The organism is Algirhabdus cladophorae (assembly GCF_044772865.1).
Classification (GTDB): Bacteria; Pseudomonadota; Alphaproteobacteria; order Rhodobacterales; family Rhodobacteraceae; genus Algirhabdus; species Algirhabdus cladophorae.
In genome coordinates, this window is record NZ_CP173029.1 from 2,982,901 (window position 1) to 2,998,499 (window position 15,599).

Genomic DNA, 15,599 nt, shown 5'->3' on the forward strand with positions numbered 1-15,599 from the left:
CAAACAAGTGTCCGAGCTTTCCTCGCCCTTTTCAAATTCGCCAAAAACACTTTGCGAGCTTTTCTTACTGCCTTCGACGCGATGCTGCTCCCCCCGTCAAAAAACAGCAAAAAGAAAGTGCTGGTCAAGGGCAACAGTGATTGGGTTTTTCAATTCCGGATGGCGCAAACGGCCATTTGCCCGGCCGCAGCAAATGCGCCTATCGTCTGTCACGCGGATATTTGTGGATCCGCTCTAGACCACAACAACGGACCAAAGACGTGGTTGCATGAACCTTCCCAAAAAAGAAAGGCACCCCCGAAGGAGTGCCTTACACTATAGTTTAGACCGTAGGCTTAGTTGCCTGTGGCGTTGTCCACTGCAACAGAAACACCTGGGCCCATAGTCGAGCTTACAGCGATCTTTTTCATATAGGAGCCTTTGGAGCCTGCCGGTTTGGCTTTGGCAACGGCGTCTACAAATGCGCGGATGTTTTCAACCAGCTTGGCTTCGTCAAACGAGGCCTTGCCGACGCCTGCGTGGATAACACCGGCTTTTTCCACTTTGAACTGTACTTCGCCGCCTTTGGCCGCTTTGACAGCGTCGCCCACATCCATCGTCACTGTGCCAACCTTTGGGTTAGGCATCAGGTTGCGTGGACCCAGAACTTTACCCAGACGACCAACGATGGGCATCATGTCTGGTGTTGCAATGCAGCGATCAAAGTCGATTTTGCCGCCTTGAACGATTTCCATCAGGTCCTCGGCGCCAACGATATCCGCACCAGCGGCTTGGGCTTCTTCGGCCTTTGGACCACGGGCAAATACCGCAACGCGGACTGTTTTGCCTGTGCCGTTTGGCAGACCAACAACACCGCGGACCATTTGATCCGCGTGACGTGGATCAACACCAAGGTTCATCGAGATTTCAACAGTTTCGTCGAATTTCGCAGTTGCGTTGGATTTCACCAGTGCAACGGCTTCTTCAACTGTAACGTCTGCTTTGCCAGCAAATGCTTCGCGTGCAGCGCGGGTTCTTTTACCAAGTTTCGCCATGATACTACCCTTTCACCTCGATACCCATCGAACGGGCGGACCCGAGGATGATTTGCATTGCGCTTTCGATGTCGTTGGCGTTCAGGTCTTTCATTTTCGCTTCTGCGATTTCTTTGACCTGAGCTACGGACACTGTGCCGACCACTTGGCGGCTAGGTGTTGTGGCACCGGATTTTACCTTGGCGGCTTTCTTGAGGAAGTAGGACGCAGGAGGCGTCTTGATGTCCATCGAGAACGACTTGTCTTGGTAATATGTGATCACGGTTGGGCAAGGCGCACCTGGCTCAAGTTCCTGTGTCTTGGCGTTGAACGCCTTACAGAATTCCATGATGTTGATCCCGCGTTGACCCAATGCTGGACCGACGGGGGGGGATGGGTTGGCTTGACCCGCAGGAACCTGCAGTTTCATTGTGCCAGCTACTTTTTTAGCCATTTAGGCATCTCCATTTTTCAACAGCGCAGGATCGCGACCCTTTGCCTTTTCGTTGTCGTGGTACGGTTTGGCACACGCGTGCGCGTCCCCTCCCACGGCGAGCACTCAGATCAGATTTCCTTGGTAACCTGAGTGAATTCCAATTCCACTGGTGTCGCGCGGCCAAAGATCGAAACCGTTACCTTCAGGCGCTGGTTCTCGTCGTCCACTTCTTCCACCATGCCATCGAAGTCCTCGAACGGGCCTTCGTTGACTTTAACTTTCTCACCCACCTCAAAGCTGATGAGAGTACGCGGCGCTTCTTCGCCTTCCTGGACGCGGTTCAGAATCGCGTTCACTTCGGCGTCGCGCATCGGCATGGGCCGACCTTGCGGACCTAAGAAGCCTGTCACGCGGTTGATCGAGTTGATCAGGTGATACGCCTCATCGGACATTTCCATCCGCACCAAAACATAACCGGGCATAAAGCGACGTTCAGCCGTCACTTTCTTGCCACGACGGACTTCGATGACTTCTTCGGTCGGGACCAAAACCTCTTCGATTTCGCCCTCCAATTCAGCCTCAATCACGGAGGTTCTGATTTGTTCAGCGATTTTCTTTTCGAAGTTCGAAAGAACGCTCACTGAGTACCACCGTTTCGCCATGCTGTCAGAGCCCTCGTTTAGCCGGATCGTTGTGACCCGTTTCGTGTAAGTATTCCAAGCAGTTACCTGCTACCGTCCCAAATAAAAAGCGGCGTGCAACTCGAATCGAAGCACGCCATATCATTCACGGTGAGGTGGCAATACAACTCAGGTGAACTGTTTTCAAGGGGTTATGCCGGTGCAGCGCGTATTTCCCACGCGCCTGAGCACCGTCAAAAAGGGCTTAGAACGATGTCAGGATCAATGCCAAGCCAGACCGGATCAACCAATCGACAAAGAAAAAGAAGATTGCCGTAATGACGGCCATGACAAAGACCATCGCGGTCGTCAAAAGGACTTCACGACGCGAGGGCCATGTGACCTTGGAAACCTCAGCACGGACTTGCTGAATAAACTGGAGTGGATTTGCCGATGCCATGGCGCCCTCTTGAAACTGTTCATTGGCAGATACGCCGCATCCACGCGTTTTTCAAGCCGTCAAACTCAAACCCACAGAATTGTCACCTTGGGCATTGTGCTGATGACCTCTAGATCCTGCGCGTAGCGGGCTTTGCTGGCAGCAAGATCCGCTGCGTTCCAAATCGATATTTTGGGGAATTCTTCGCCCGCTGGGAATTTTGACGCAACTTCCGCTGCAATCTGGCGCTTGAGCTTTTTGTCAACGCGGCGGGCACCGCTGGCGGCTGGGGCGCCCAATTGCAACAACTCGGCTGCGGCGCGTTGCGATAACCCGCCATGGCGCACCGTATCATTCAATGTAATTTGCTTCGCTGCAACCTCGCCCAACAGGCTGCTTAAAATACGCGGCGCAACTGTGCGATAGTCCTCGTAGCGCCACAGGGTTAATGACGCAACATTAGGCAATGCGGTTAAGGCCCGAACAGGATCACACCACGTCATTGGTTCGTAGGCATGCGCAGCCATGTAATCCGGCAGCGAGATAAACTCGCCCCCATAGAACATCTGAGAGTAGAGCGATTGGTAGAACGGCGCGTAGTCCCGCACGGCCAAAAACAGATCAAACTGAACCTGCGGCGCGGTTTGCGCAAAATGGTCTAGATATTGTGTGGCCCGTGCATAAAGCGGCGCATCGGGCGGCAGAGACGGCGGATGGGCTTTGGCTATCCAGTTTTCATCAGAAAGCACCAGCCGTGCGGCATCACCCTTAAGGGCTGCAAACACCTTTGCGGGATCTTCGTCACTGGCGCGACCAATCCCCAAACGCCCCCTAACATCAAGTTTTGCGCTACGCAGATCCCTTGGTCCATAAAACGCTATCCCGTTGTCACGCAAAACGGATCTTTGCCGCCGTAGGTTGTGCTGAAGGTGGGTCGTCGCGGTTTTATGCGCCCCGATATGCAGCGAAATATTCTCGGACGCAGACGGGTTCAAAGGATCAGACATGGGTTAGGCCTGTAGCATGGGGTAACAGTAGCAAGTCCAGCATACACTTTGGCCCTAAATCAGCGACCGGATAAATGACGCCACATCGCGCGCATCCACCACCGCCTCGCGCACGAGCCAATCAAAATGACCCGTGAGGGATTTGACCCGCTCTGCCTCGCGAAAAGCCAAATAGCACTGCCCCACGTAGACAACCGCCAAATGCGGCCCAAAGACTGTCACTGGCGAGCTGAATACATGGTGGGCGTCGAATAGAAACAGTCGCAAACGCGGGAACATGGCCTCACATGTGTCAGCCAGAAAATGCAGCTGCTCCAAGCGGATCTGATCATCGATTTGCGAATAATAGGCACTGGCGGTGGCGAAGGCTTCGATCTCGTGCTGGGGCAAGGCGATTTCATAGTCGGACACGCCTGAGGTCAGCCAGTCCATCTGATCTTGCATCGCCGACACCGCTTGCGGCAAACGGCGTTCCCGAAAGGCCGCATATTCCCACTGCAACATTGCTTGGGTCTTGAGCATATCCGGCAGGGTGGCCGGTACATGACGCACTTTGTAACCCGCTGCCTCGCGATGCCATTCCAACAATTGCTCGTCTGCCGAAATACGCTCGGCAGGACTAAGCGACATCGCGGCTGCTACAATATCGCCAGGGGTCTCAGGCCGATGGGTCAGTCCTAGCAACCAATCCGCACTGACCCCTAGTACGGACGCCGCATCTGCCAGCAATTGCCCGTTGGGAAGGCGCGGCAGATCATCCTTTAGCAATTGACCGATGGTCGAGCGATCTACATGGGTCATCCGCGCCAAAGCACTGCGGCTCACACCAGCTTTGGCCATCGCATCCTCAAGACGTTTGCGAAACAGATCAGATCGATCTCGTTTGTCCATTTTAATCTCTTATGTTGTTTTAAATCTACTTTGTATAGTTAACGCAGCAAATTCACCTAATGTCCACATAAACCATTGATCGCTAAGCCTTGGCGCAAGACAAGAAATACCCAGAGGAACCCCATGGACAGTACGTTACGACTTTTTAGCAAAGCCATCACTTGGCAGGTGTTGGGGTTTGTGACGATGACAATTGTAGGGTTTTTGTTCACTGGATCTTTTGCCGCTGCCAGCGGGATCGCATTGGTCGGCGCAGCATCCGGATTTGTGGCCTATTTCCTGCATGAAATGGCATGGTCCAAAGTCAGATGGGGCCGCGCAGATCACATCGAACGACACGCTAACAAACGCTAACATTTTCAGGAAATCGGCTGGCAGGGGTTGAGAGACTCGAACTCACGACCCTCGGTTTTGGAGACCGATGCTCTACCAACTGAGCTAAACCCCTATGCCGGCCTTCGGGTTATGACAGCGCGGCTTTGGAATCAAGAGGGGTTTTTCGGTTTCCCCAGTTTTTATGGCTCTTAGGCAGCAGGGCGTTTGACCGCGTATGCCGGGCTCTGCACAATCCCCTGATCAAAGAGCTGGGCAATCTCCGTATCAGACATGCGCACAACATCGCATAAGACCTCTTCTGTGTGCAAACCCAGTGCCGGTGCGGGTTCTGCCCGTTTCGGGTCTTGGCCCTTAAACGAGACAGGCGAGCGTGGCGTCAGTATTTTGCCCAATCCAGGCTGTTGGACCCGTTCGAACATCGGATTGGCCTCGCTTAGGTCAGGGTCGTGCTGCATAGCCCCTTCAAAATCGCGAAACACAGACCATGTGACGCCGGACTGGTCGAAAAGATCTTCAAAATCGGAGACACGGCGTGCCGCAAACCACGGTGCAAGGATTGCTGTGATCCGGGCTCGCAGTTTCCAGCGCACACCTTCGTCGCGCAGATTTTGGCCGGTTTCAGAGGCCAGTGCCTCAATCTGGGCACCAGTTCCGGTCGCTTTAACAAGGCCGATCCATTGCCTGTCAGTCAGGCCGATCACCATGACCCGTTGACCATCGGCACAGACGAAATCCTGACCATAAGCCCCATAAAGGCTGTTGCCCGACTTTTCCCGGCGTGTGCCTCCCAATTCCGCATCGGCCAAAATCCCCAAATGCCCCAACATCGCCGCCGCCACGTCTTTTAAAGACAGCTCAACGTCGTGCCCCTGCCCTGTCCGCAACCTGTGCCGTTCTGCGGCCAGTAGCGACGCCACCACCAGATTTCCCGCGATACAGTCCCAAGCAGGCAGCGCATGTGCAACCGGATCAGAACTGCCCTGTGGCCCCGTGATCGCCGGAAACCCCAAGGACGGGTTCACAGTGTAATCAACAGCGGGCCTGCCATGGCGATCCCCCATCAAAGTGACCATGATCAGATCCTTACGAAACTGCGACAGTGTCTCGTGATCCATCCAGCCACGCACCCGCAAATTCGTCAGGAACATGCCTGCATCTTCTCCTGGGGCAGTGATGATCTGTGTGACCAATTCCTTTCCACGCGGCGACTTCATATCAACCGCAACAGACCGCTTACCTTTGTTCATGCCGTTCCAAAACAGGCTGCTGCCATTTGGTGCGAGCGGCCAACGCCCTGCATCTAAGCCACCACCGATCCGGTCAAATCGGATCACATCGGCCCCCATCTGGGCCAAAGTCATTCCAGCCAACGGAACAGCCACAAAGGCCGACCCTTCGACAACCCGCATTCCTGTCAAAATCCCTGTCATGGTGTTCCCTCCTCCCAAAGAGCCGTTGCTTGCAGTCCTTGATGTCCCTGCGGTGACGCCGTGCACAGGCTCAGCCCACCTTGGATCGATGTACCGATCAATCTAAGGTCTTCGAAATGGAACATCGGATGGATCCCGCGAAATTTGAAACTGTCCGGGGCGCATCCTTTCGCCCTAGTGGCCATGTCCATCAACAACGTGGCCTGCATCGGCCCATGCACGATCAAACCTGGGTATTTTTCGACCTGAGTGGCATAGGGCAAATCATAGTGGATCCGGTGGGCGTTAAATGTCAGCGCTGAATACCGAAATAGCAGCGTTTCGGTTACGGGATAGGTTTGTGCTAGTTCTGGTTCCGACGGTGCTGGCACTGGTTTTGGCGGCGAGAATGTGTCGGGAATTTGTAGGTAAACGATGTCTTGGGTTTCCTGAACAGCCAGCCCATCAGGGCCTTTAATGTCGTGGGCCACGGTCACAAAAACCATCGGCCCAGCAGATCCATGCTTTTCCACCACATTGGTGATTTTTGAATGGCGGGTGAGCAGATCCCCAACGTTCAACGGCTGAATAAATTTCAGCGTCCCCCCGGCCCACATCCGACGATCCAGACCGATTGGCGGCAAAAATCCCCCCAACTTTGGATGCCCATCCAAGGCCAAATCGGCAAGTGGCACAGTCTCGTTGAATGCGGCCCAATGCCACAAATGCGGCATGGTTTGTCCTATCTCTGGGGCCGGATCTGATGATTGCGTGACCGTTGCCTGCAACATCTGCGACATCGCCGGGGTCAAACAGCCTTCACTGATCTGGGATGTCCCGATCCACGCTGCGGCATTCACCTGATACATTGCGCAATTATCTTTCTAATTTGAATTATTTTACGTCATATAATTTCTCACCAGAATAAAAACAAATAAAAATAACGACTTAGCTGTGTGCGGCGGTATGCAATTGCATTGAAAACCTGCGATTTCGGGGGCTTAAGACCCTAAAGTCAGATTGCCGCAGTTACCGAAACTTGCAGCCCTTAGGTGTGGATACGTGTTTCCTATTTGCAAAAAAATCTAGTCACGCATCGAACAAAGCCAGATCGATGTAGATAATAAGTTGGTAAATCCTTTGCCCAGACATGGATCCTATCCAGAAACGTTTTTAGAAGCCGATTTAGACCAGTTGGCTAAGTGGTTTATTGATGGAACCCAAAACTAAAAACCCCGCCCTCTTAGCAAGGACGGGGTTATTTTTTTAGCGATATAAGAAGTGGCTTAGAGGCCAGTGCTCACGTCGATTGTGTTGCCCTCTTCGAGCGTCACGTAGGCTTTCTTGACGTCTTTACGCTTACCCATTTGGCCGCGGAAACGTTTGACTTTGCCTTTGGTGATTGTCGTGTTGACCGCTTTGACCTTAACACCAAAGAGGTTTTCAACCGCCTCTTTAATCTGGGGTTTGTTCGCGTCGATTGCCACTTCGAAAACCACTGCGCCATTTTCGGACGCCATTGTGGCTTTTTCAGTGATGATCGGCTTGCGGATCACGTCATAGAGTTCAGCTTTCACACTCATTTCAAACGAGCCTCCAGTGCTTCGACACCAGCCTTTGTGATCACGAGTGTGTCACGCTTGAGGATGTCATAGACGTTCGCGCCCATCGACGGCAGGATATCCAGACCTTCGATGTTGCGGGCGGCTTGGGCGAAGTTTTCGTCGACGCTTGCACCATCGATAACCAACGCACGCTTCCAGCCAAGGTTCTTGACTTGCTTGGCCAGCGTGGATGTTTTCACTTCGGCCATAGCTGCATCTTCGATCACGACCAGTTCGCCAGCAGTTGCTTTGGCGGACAATGCGTGACGCAGACCCAATTTGCGGAACTTCTTGGTCAATTCGTGACCGTGGCTGCGCGGTGTTGGGCCTTTGTAGATGCCACCCCCACGGAAGATCGGAGCAGAGCGTGCGCCGTGACGTGCGCCGCCGGTGCCTTTCTGACGATAGATCTTCTTGGTCGAGTATTTGACCTCGGAGCGTGTCTTGACCTTGTGTGTGCCAGCCTGCGCATTGTTGCGCTGCCAACGGACCACACGGTGCAGAATGTCGATGCGTGGCTCAAGGCCAAATACATCGTCACCCAAGTCTACGGAGCCGGCTTTTTTGCCGTCCAGTTTGATGACATCAAGTTTCATTCGTCACCTTCTTTCTTTGGGGCGTCAGCAGCTTCGTCGGCTTTGTCAGCCTCGATGCTGGCTTCGGCTTCGGCCAATGCGGCTTGTTCTGCTGCTGCGGCCTCGGCGGCGGCGGCTTCTGCTGCTGCGGCTTCTTCAGCGGCTGCGGCTGCAGCGGCTTCTTCAGCAGCTTTCGCAGCGGCGGCTGCGGCAGAGCGCAGGGCGGCAGGAACGATGGCATTCTCAGGGAACGGCTTTTTCACAGCGTCTTTGACTGTGACCCAACCGCCTTTGGAGCCTGGTACGGCCCCTTTAACCATGATCAAGCCACGCTCTGCGTCGGTTTTAACAACCTGCAGGTTTTGCGTGGTAACACGGGCAGCACCCATGTGACCGGCCATTTTCTTGCCTTTGAACACTTTGCCCGGATCCTGACACTGACCTGTTGAGCCGTGCGAACGGTGGGAGATGGACACACCGTGCGTCGCACGCAGACCACCAAAGTTCCAACGTTTCATCGCACCGGCAAAACCTTTACCGATCGATGTACCGGCAACGTCAACAAACTGACCTTCAAAGTAGTGATCAGCAGTGATTTCTTCACCAACGTCGATCATCGCATCTGGGGCCACGCGGAATTCCGCGATCTTGCGTTTTGGTTCAACCTTGGCAGCCGCAAAGTGACCGCGCATCGCTTGGGATGTGCGTTTTGCTTTGGCAGCACCGGCACCCAACTGAACAGCTGTGTAGCCATCCCGGTCGGTTGTGCGGTTGTCTACGACCTGCAGGTTATCGAGGTGAAGAACGGTTACAGGGATCTGCTTGCCGTCTTCCATGAACAAGCGGGTCATGCCCACTTTTTTAGCGATTACACCAGAGCGCAACATGATCTACGCTCCTTACACTGAAATCTGCACGTCAACACCAGCAGCCAAGTCGAGCTTCATCAGCGCGTCAACGGTCTGGGGTGTTGGATCAACGATGTCCAGCAGGCGCTTGTGCGTGCGGATTTCGAACTGATCGCGGGATTTCTTGTCTACGTGTGGACCACGCAAAACGGTGAATTTTTCGATTTTGTTCGGCAGCGGAATAGGACCGCGGACCGATGCGCCTGTGCGTTTCGCCGTGTTGACGATCTCTTGTGTGCTGGCGTCCAGAACACGATAGTCAAAGGCTTTGAGGCGGATGCGGATGTTTTGGCTAGAGGCCATGTGCATTACCCTTAAAGTCTCATGGCCCAATGCGGGACCATGGAGGGCCTAGATCGGAGAGGAGTGACTACGCTCATCGCAGCCCTTCATCGCGTCTTTATGTCGAACCAAAAAGGGCACGCCGTAGCGCACCCTGTTGTGGATTTGGGTCGTATAGGGGGAGTCGCGTAAGGTGGCAAGCAGTTTTGTTGCGGTTTGGTATAACGAATGTGGTTCATTTATTGGCGTTAATTCCTACCGCTATCATGTATCCCCGTACTGGAAGGACGGATCCAAAGTATAGATCGCCTCACCTTATTCCGGCACTTCGGATCATTCATAGGTTTTTGCCATCTCATCCAAAGGGATTGCCTTGATTTTCGAGGCCTGTGTGGCCGCGCCGAAGGCGATGAACCGATCTTCACAAACCTGACGCATTGCGGCGATTGCAGGGGCTAAGTATTTACGGGGGTCAAATTCGGATGGGCAGGTATTCAGACTGCGCCGGATGGCACCTGTCATGGCCAATCGCAGATCGGTATCCACGTTGACTTTGCGTACGCCAAACTTGATCCCGCGCTGAATTTCCGCGACGGGCACGCCCCAAGTTTCCGGAATAGCGCCACCGTGTTCATTGACGATTTCGCGCAATTCCGGCGGAACCGATGACGACCCGTGCATAACCAAGGGCACGTTGGGAATTTTCTCGTGGATTTGGCGCAGCTGGTCGATGGCCAAAATCTCACCATCTGGTTTGCGCGAAAATTTATAGGCCCCATGGGAGGTGCCGATAGCAACGGCCAGCGCGTCCACGCCGGTTTGATCAACAAAATCGCTGGCCTCCTGTGGATCTGTCAGTAACATCTCCCGCGACAGCGTGCCTTCAAAACCATGGCCGTCCTCGGCCTCGCCACGCCCGGTTTCCAAACTACCTAGATGCCCAATTTCACCTTCTACAGACACGCCAACCAAATGCGCCATGCCAACCACTTTGGCTGTGACTGCCACGTTTTGTTCAAAGGTCGTAGGCACCGCCCCACTTTCATCCAGCGAGCCGTCCATCATCACCGAGCTGAACCCATTTACGATAGCAGACATGCATGTCGCCGGTGAATTTCCGTGATCCTGATGCACGCAAACTGGGATGTGCGGGCACAACTCTATGGCCGATTTGATCAGATGTGACAGCACAACATCATTGGCAAACGCCCGCGCGCCACGGCTGGCCTGCATAATGACAGGGCTATCAACGGCATCTGCCGCCCCCATGATTGCCAGCATCTGTTCCATATTATTGACGTTAAATGCAGGAATAGCATAGCCGTGTAGGCATGCGTCATCCATCAGTTGCTTCAAAGAAACGAGTGCCACGGTCAGGCCTTTCGATGTGTCTAAAGGGTGAGGCTTTGAAAATGCTGAACTTCGTTTTGAGCCCCAAGGATCACGGAGGTGCGCTGATGCGGTGTCTCGGCGGACACATCCAGAATGTCGGCCTTGCCATTGGAGGCAGATCCGCCTGCCACTTCGGCAATCATCGCCATCGGAAAGGCCTCATAAAGCAGCCGCAGCTTGCCACCTAGGCCCGCGTTTTCAGCATCCATCGGATAGAGAAAAACGCCGCCTCTGATCAAAATACGGTGGATGTCAGCAACCATGGAGGCCGTCCAACGCATGTTGAACGCCTTGCCACGCGCACCGTCGGGGCCAGCCACGCATTGCTCGACATAACGGGCGGCGCGGGCGTCCCAGTGCGGGGCACAGGACATATTGATGGCAAACTCTGCCGTGTCTGCGGGGATCCGCATATCCGGGTGGGTCAGCACATAATCCTCACTGCCCATATCCAACGTGAACCCCACGACACGGGTGCCCAAGGTCAAAACAAGCATCGTTGACGGGCCGTAAATTGCGTAACCCGAACAGATCAGGGCACGGCCAGCTGGCAAAGGCTTTAGATCCTTGGCCAAACGAGACACGCCAAAGACCGATCCAACAGACAAATCCACGTCCAAATTCGACGACCCATCCAAAGGGTCATAGGCCACCACAAAATCACCCTGCTGGCTTGGTCTAAGTTGGGTGATCTCCTCGACTTCCTCAGAGATCAAAACCGAGGTCCTATCGTTTTGCTTGCAAGAGTGTCGGAAGATGTCATCGGCAAGCAAATCAATCGGCTTTTGTACCTCGCCTTGCGGGTTTATCGACTGCGCTTGCCCTTGATGCCCATTCAACGCTGCATCGCGCACCACCTGCGAGATTTTCCAGCAGGCACTTGCGATCCGATCAATCAAATCTACAAGGTCGGGGTCGCTTACCTCTTGTTCGAGGTAAGCGTTCAATGTCGTCCTGTTCATGGTCATTACGCTGCTAGATGTTCAAACAACCGGGCCACGGCTTCGGCCCCAGGATCGATGTGGCCCTCCAACTGCTCGGCGTTGATATAGCTCGCGCGCCCTGCCTTGGCTGAGGTCAGTGTGGCGGTGTAGTCGGCACCTTTACGTGCCGCCGTTGCTGCCGCCGCCATACTGGTGTTCAGCGCGTCCAGCGCGGGCAACAATGCATCCACCATTGTGCGGTCGCCCGGGTTTGCACCACCGATGACACGCATGCGATCAAGGCCTTTTCGCAACGCATCCGACATGGCCAAACCAGATGACGATGCGTCCCCTGCCGCTGCAAAGAAGATTGCCAACAAAACACCTGATGATCCGCCCATGGTCTGGCTCAACTCCAAACCAATGGCACGATAAAGCTGGGTGTGGTCCGCAAGCGGAAGTGTGTCCATGGCGCCGATCAACGCACGCGAGGCACCTGCCAAGGTCGACCCAGTGTCGCCATCACCGGACTTTGCATCCAATGTGTTTAAGTCGGCTTCTGAATCAATCAAAACCTGACAGCAGGATGTCAAAAATGCCTTGGTGGCCTCATGGGCCGAAGCCGGCGCGCGGATCGGGGATAGCCCGTCTGGTAATGGCAAAATGGAAGGCTGGCTTACTGCGTTTATGCCGGGCCATGCACTGGCCTCAACCGCTTGGGCCAAATGAGCCTCATCACCATTCGCAAGCTCCAGCAGCGAGATCGAAAAACCGTGCATATCTAGTGCTGTCATCATCGCGTCTGGGCCTACGACATGGCGAATGTACCTGCCAAGGTCCGAGTTCAACAAGCTGTTGGTCAGGATCGACATCTCGAGGCACGACGCGGCGCCTAGGTTATTGATCAGGGCCACATGCGGCGTCTTGGGCATGCCATCAATCAGCTTTTCCGCCATTTTGGCAATCGCATCTGCCGCACCGTTAGACGCAATCTGTTCAACACCCGCCTCGCCATGGATACCAAGGCCAAGTTCGGCCATGCCGTGAGGAATGCGATCCTCTTTGAGGGATCCCGGAACGGTGCAGGTGTCCAAAGACATACCTATCGTCCGTGTCGATTTGATCACCCGTTCGGCTGCTAAGGTGCAGGCCTCAAGGTTGGCGCCATTTTCAGCCATAGCCCCGCTGATTTTGTGAACAAACAACGTCCCCGCCACGCCGCGTGCCTGCGGCAGATGAGGTAAGGCCACGTCATCATCGACGATCACCATGCTGACCTTATGGCCAAAGGCACGCGCGCGTTCCGCAGCCAGACCAAAGTTTAGCCGGTCACCTGTGTAATTTTTGACAATCAACAGGCAACCAGCAGGGCCGGTAACGGCGAGGATGCCGGCCAGAACTGCGTCCACAGAGGGCGAGGCGAACACGTCGCCACAAACCGCCGCCGTCAACATTCCTTTTCCAACAAATCCTGCGTGGGCAGGCTCATGGCCCGAGCCGCCACCAGACACCAAAGCAACTTTGGATTTGTCCCAATCCGAGCGGACGACAACGCGAATATGTGGATAGCCATCAAGGCGGGTCAGCTTGCCACCAGACGCGGCAATCGTGCCATCGATTGCGTCGGTGACCATGTTCTCTTTTTCATTGATGAAGTGTTGCAAAACGTCTCTCCCCTTAGGCGACACGAGCGCCAGTGGCGTCGAAATAGTATGGATTGTTCGGGCGGATTTTGACGATGTCGCCGCCGTTCAGATTGGTATGGGCGTCGGTCACAGTGATGATGTCGTGATCTTTGAACACCAAATGCAAACGGGTCTGATCGCCTAAGCGTTCAACACGGGTCACCATGCTGTCCTCGCCTTCGCCTTGGATGATATGTTCAGGCCGCAAGCCGATGCTTTGTGCGTTGTATGGCGCACCGCCAAATACACCTGCAGGTAACACATTGATCCGGGGCTGGCCCAACCGGCTGGCCGCATAAACACTGACCGGGTCTTCATAGATCTCGCGTGGCGTGCCGAATTGGACCAGTTTGCCATTGTCCAAAACGCCTACATGGGTCGCCATGGTCATCGCTTCAATCTGGTCGTGGGTCACATAAAGCAGCGTTGCACCGGAATTGGCTTGGATGTTCTTCAACTCAACCCGCAGATCAGAGCGGAGCTTGGCATCCAGAGAACTTAGCGGTTCATCCATCAAATAGACCGAGGGCTGTCGTACCAAGGCCCGCCCAATCGAGACACGCTGCATTTCCCCCCCTGATAAAGCCGTGGCTTTGTTGTCCAGCTTGTGACTGATTTGCAGAACTTCGGCCACTTCGCCGACCTTCCTGTTAATCTCGGCCTGCGGAGTTTGCAGGATTGGGGATTTCAACGGAAATTCCAGATTTTGGCGCACCGTCAAATGCGGGTAAAGCGAATACTGTTGGAACACCATGGTCACGTCCCGTTGGGCCGGTGTCAGCCCGGCTGTATCGCGGCCCCCGATCATAACATTGCCAGCATCAGGCTTGTCTAACCCAGAGACCATACGCAACGTTGTGGTTTTGCCAGCACCCGTTGGGCCAAGCAAAACAACAAATGATCCGTCCGGCACTGTCATCGTGACATTGTCCAATGCGACATCATCACCATAGGATTTACTGATCCCGTTCAATACAACCTCAGCCATGGTTAAGAACCCCTTGGTTAGCTTCGCTTGTCAGCGCTTTGCCGTTTTCTGCATCAAAAATCGACACGGTCCGCGGATCAAACCGCAAGCCTGTCTTTTGACCCACTTTCACTGTATCTGACGAGGCCGTCCGGGCCTTTACCAACCCGTTGGCCGTATCCAGCGTGATAATTTGCGTGGTGCCTAAATACTCAACCGCTGCAACCTCACCGCGATAACTGGCCGCGTCATCCAAAGTGATATGTTCAGGACGGATCCCAAAAGTCAGCGCCCCGTTTGCCCCGTTCAACATTTTGGGGATCTCAAAAGAAGCACCGCCAAAATCCACATGGGTCTCGCCCGTTCCGACCATCCCGTGAAAATCCAGGAAGTTCATAGGCGGTGATCCAATGAACTGCGCCACGAACTTGGTCGCAGGCCAGTCATAGATGTCTTGTGGCACCCCAAACTGTTCGACCACGCCGTGGTTCATCACCACGATCTTGTCACCCATTTGCATGGCTTCTAACTGGTCATGCGTGACGTAAACCGTCGTTGCGTTCATCCGGTCGTGCAGGGCGCGCAATTCTTCTGACATGTGCTCCCGGAACTCAGCATCCAAAGCGCCCAGAGGCTCGTCCATAAAGAACGCTTTGGGATCGCGCACTATCGCACGGCCAAGGGCAACACGCTGCCGATCACCACCCGACAAACCGCCGACTGGACGGTTTAGAATGTCGGTGATGCCAAGGATCTCGGCGATCTCGTTCACTTTCTTTTTGACCTGCGCCTTGGGCATACCTTGGCTGATCAAAGGATAACTAATGTTTTTGCCCACGTTCAGATGCGGATAGAGCGCGAACATCTGAAAGACGAAAGCAATATCGCGCTGGCTGGCCGGTTTCATCCCAACCTCTTCGCCATCGATGTAAATCTCGCCCGCTGTGGGCAGTTCAAGCCCGGCCATCATCCGCAGTGTTGTGGTCTTGCCGCAGCCGGATGGGCCCAAAAGCATAAAGAATTCACCGTCCTCGATTGTGAAGGTTGATGACTTTACCGCGTTGAACGACCCAAAGTCCTTGCGCACGTTTTCAATTCTTATTTGTGCCATC

18 protein-coding genes and 1 tRNA gene are annotated in these 15,599 nt (G+C 54.3%); 1 reads left to right on the plus strand and 18 read right to left on the minus strand.

The genetic code is table 11. The features are described 5' to 3' along the window. Positions 1-335: 335 nt before the first annotated feature. From rplA to ACIRQ6_RS14360, 6 genes are all read right to left on the minus strand, one after another. A complete protein-coding gene (gene rplA, locus ACIRQ6_RS14335; protein WP_420861286.1) occupies positions 336-1,034 on the minus strand; it encodes a 50S ribosomal protein L1 in 699 nt (232 codons plus the stop codon). A 4-nt stretch (positions 1,035-1,038) separates the two neighbouring features. Next, positions 1,039-1,467 carry a 50S ribosomal protein L11 gene (gene rplK / locus ACIRQ6_RS14340; RefSeq protein ID WP_420861287.1) on the minus strand — a complete coding sequence of 143 codons (429 nt, stop codon included), beginning with the start codon at positions 1,465-1,467 and terminating at the stop codon, positions 1,039-1,041. Positions 1,468-1,577: 110 nt separating this feature from the next. Beyond that, positions 1,578-2,111 (minus strand): transcription termination/antitermination protein NusG, encoded by a 534-nt coding sequence (nusG, locus tag ACIRQ6_RS14345; protein WP_420861288.1) that lies wholly within the window; start codon positions 2,109-2,111, stop codon positions 1,578-1,580. 223 nt (positions 2,112-2,334) lie between these two features. Next, positions 2,335-2,529, minus strand: a complete 195-nt coding sequence (gene secE / locus ACIRQ6_RS14350; RefSeq protein ID WP_420861289.1) for a preprotein translocase subunit SecE — start codon at positions 2,527-2,529, stop codon at positions 2,335-2,337. A 65-nt stretch (positions 2,530-2,594) separates the two neighbouring features. Then, positions 2,595-3,515 (minus strand): hypothetical protein, encoded by a 921-nt coding sequence (locus ACIRQ6_RS14355; protein ID WP_420861290.1) that lies wholly within the window; start codon positions 3,513-3,515, stop codon positions 2,595-2,597. Positions 3,516-3,569: 54 nt separating this feature from the next. Continuing rightward, positions 3,570-4,406 carry a helix-turn-helix domain-containing protein gene (locus tag ACIRQ6_RS14360; RefSeq protein ID WP_420861291.1) on the minus strand — a complete coding sequence of 279 codons (837 nt, stop codon included), beginning with the start codon at positions 4,404-4,406 and terminating at the stop codon, positions 3,570-3,572. 123 nt (positions 4,407-4,529) lie between these two features. Between ACIRQ6_RS14360 and ACIRQ6_RS14365 the strand changes: the two genes are divergently transcribed. Next, the gene (locus ACIRQ6_RS14365; protein WP_420861292.1) at positions 4,530-4,760 is read left to right on the plus strand and encodes a DUF2061 domain-containing protein; all 231 of its coding nucleotides are present in this window, start codon (positions 4,530-4,532) and stop codon (positions 4,758-4,760) included. Between the two features lie 18 nt (positions 4,761-4,778). Here ACIRQ6_RS14365 and ACIRQ6_RS14370 read toward each other — a convergent pair. The 12 genes from ACIRQ6_RS14370 to ACIRQ6_RS14425 form a co-directional block, all read right to left on the minus strand. After that, a tRNA-Trp gene (locus ACIRQ6_RS14370) sits at positions 4,779-4,854 on the minus strand. Positions 4,855-4,930: 76 nt separating this feature from the next. Further along, positions 4,931-6,172, minus strand: a complete 1,242-nt coding sequence (locus ACIRQ6_RS14375; RefSeq protein ID WP_420861293.1) for a CoA transferase — start codon at positions 6,170-6,172, stop codon at positions 4,931-4,933. Further along, entirely contained in the window at positions 6,169-7,020 is an 852-nt protein-coding gene (locus tag ACIRQ6_RS14380) for an FAS1-like dehydratase domain-containing protein (RefSeq protein WP_420861294.1), read from the minus strand. Before ACIRQ6_RS14380 ends, ACIRQ6_RS14375 begins: the two co-directional genes overlap by 4 nt. 417 nt (positions 7,021-7,437) lie before the next feature. Then, positions 7,438-7,734, minus strand: a complete 297-nt coding sequence (locus tag ACIRQ6_RS14385) for a 50S ribosomal protein L23 (RefSeq protein ID WP_420861295.1) — start codon at positions 7,732-7,734, stop codon at positions 7,438-7,440. Then, the gene (gene rplD / locus ACIRQ6_RS14390; protein ID WP_420861296.1) at positions 7,731-8,351 is read right to left on the minus strand and encodes a 50S ribosomal protein L4; all 621 of its coding nucleotides are present in this window, start codon (positions 8,349-8,351) and stop codon (positions 7,731-7,733) included. Before rplD ends, ACIRQ6_RS14385 begins: the two co-directional genes overlap by 4 nt. Further along, on the minus strand, positions 8,348-9,217 hold the full coding sequence (gene rplC / locus ACIRQ6_RS14395; protein WP_420861297.1) for a 50S ribosomal protein L3: 870 nt from the start codon (positions 9,215-9,217) through the stop codon (positions 8,348-8,350). Before rplC ends, rplD begins: the two co-directional genes overlap by 4 nt. Positions 9,218-9,229: 12 nt before the next feature. Then, positions 9,230-9,541: a 30S ribosomal protein S10 gene (gene rpsJ, locus ACIRQ6_RS14400; protein WP_420861298.1), complete on the minus strand. Its 312-nt coding sequence runs from the start codon at positions 9,539-9,541 to the stop codon at positions 9,230-9,232. A gap of 312 nt (positions 9,542-9,853) precedes the next feature. Further along, positions 9,854-10,891 (minus strand): class II fructose-bisphosphate aldolase, encoded by a 1,038-nt coding sequence (gene fba, locus ACIRQ6_RS14405; RefSeq protein ID WP_420861299.1) that lies wholly within the window; start codon positions 10,889-10,891, stop codon positions 9,854-9,856. A gap of 20 nt (positions 10,892-10,911) precedes the next feature. Then, entirely contained in the window at positions 10,912-11,880 is a 969-nt protein-coding gene (locus ACIRQ6_RS14410; RefSeq protein ID WP_420861300.1) for a class 1 fructose-bisphosphatase, read from the minus strand. Then, on the minus strand, positions 11,880-13,499 hold the full coding sequence (locus ACIRQ6_RS14415; RefSeq protein WP_420861301.1) for a dihydroxyacetone kinase subunit DhaK: 1,620 nt from the start codon (positions 13,497-13,499) through the stop codon (positions 11,880-11,882). Before ACIRQ6_RS14415 ends, ACIRQ6_RS14410 begins: the two co-directional genes overlap by 1 nt. Positions 13,500-13,512: 13 nt before the next feature. Continuing rightward, a complete protein-coding gene (locus tag ACIRQ6_RS14420) occupies positions 13,513-14,508 on the minus strand; it encodes an ABC transporter ATP-binding protein (protein WP_420861302.1) in 996 nt (331 codons plus the stop codon). After that, positions 14,501-15,598, minus strand: a complete 1,098-nt coding sequence (locus tag ACIRQ6_RS14425; RefSeq protein ID WP_420861303.1) for an ABC transporter ATP-binding protein — start codon at positions 15,596-15,598, stop codon at positions 14,501-14,503. Before ACIRQ6_RS14425 ends, ACIRQ6_RS14420 begins: the two co-directional genes overlap by 8 nt. Position 15,599: the final 1 nt, after the last annotated feature.

Coding starts and splice junctions, on each gene's coding strand:
- rplA (WP_420861286.1), bottom strand. CDS start 1,034: ATGGCGAAACTTGGTAAAAGAACCCGCGCTGCACGCGAAGCATTTGCT.
- ACIRQ6_RS14385 (WP_420861295.1), bottom strand. CDS start 7,734: ATGAGTGTGAAAGCTGAACTCTATGACGTGATCCGCAAGCCGATCATC.
- ACIRQ6_RS14360 (WP_420861291.1), bottom strand. CDS start 4,406: ATGGACAAACGAGATCGATCTGATCTGTTTCGCAAACGTCTTGAGGAT.
- ACIRQ6_RS14410 (WP_420861300.1), bottom strand. CDS start 11,880: ATGACCATGAACAGGACGACATTGAACGCTTACCTCGAACAAGAGGTA.
- secE (WP_420861289.1), bottom strand. CDS start 2,529: ATGGCATCGGCAAATCCACTCCAGTTTATTCAGCAAGTCCGTGCTGAG.
- rplK (WP_420861287.1), bottom strand. CDS start 1,467: ATGGCTAAAAAAGTAGCTGGCACAATGAAACTGCAGGTTCCTGCGGGT.
- ACIRQ6_RS14355 (WP_420861290.1), bottom strand. CDS start 3,515: ATGTCTGATCCTTTGAACCCGTCTGCGTCCGAGAATATTTCGCTGCAT.
- nusG (WP_420861288.1), bottom strand. CDS start 2,111: ATGGCGAAACGGTGGTACTCAGTGAGCGTTCTTTCGAACTTCGAAAAG.
- ACIRQ6_RS14375 (WP_420861293.1), bottom strand. CDS start 6,172: ATGACAGGGATTTTGACAGGAATGCGGGTTGTCGAAGGGTCGGCCTTT.
- rpsJ (WP_420861298.1), bottom strand. CDS start 9,541: ATGGCCTCTAGCCAAAACATCCGCATCCGCCTCAAAGCCTTTGACTAT.
- ACIRQ6_RS14420 (WP_420861302.1), bottom strand. CDS start 14,508: ATGGCTGAGGTTGTATTGAACGGGATCAGTAAATCCTATGGTGATGAT.
- rplD (WP_420861296.1), bottom strand. CDS start 8,351: ATGAAACTTGATGTCATCAAACTGGACGGCAAAAAAGCCGGCTCCGTA.
- rplC (WP_420861297.1), bottom strand. CDS start 9,217: ATGTTGCGCTCTGGTGTAATCGCTAAAAAAGTGGGCATGACCCGCTTG.
- ACIRQ6_RS14380 (WP_420861294.1), bottom strand. CDS start 7,020: ATGTATCAGGTGAATGCCGCAGCGTGGATCGGGACATCCCAGATCAGT.
- ACIRQ6_RS14365 (WP_420861292.1), top strand. CDS start 4,530: ATGGACAGTACGTTACGACTTTTTAGCAAAGCCATCACTTGGCAGGTG.
- ACIRQ6_RS14425 (WP_420861303.1), bottom strand. CDS start 15,598: ATGGCACAAATAAGAATTGAAAACGTGCGCAAGGACTTTGGGTCGTTC.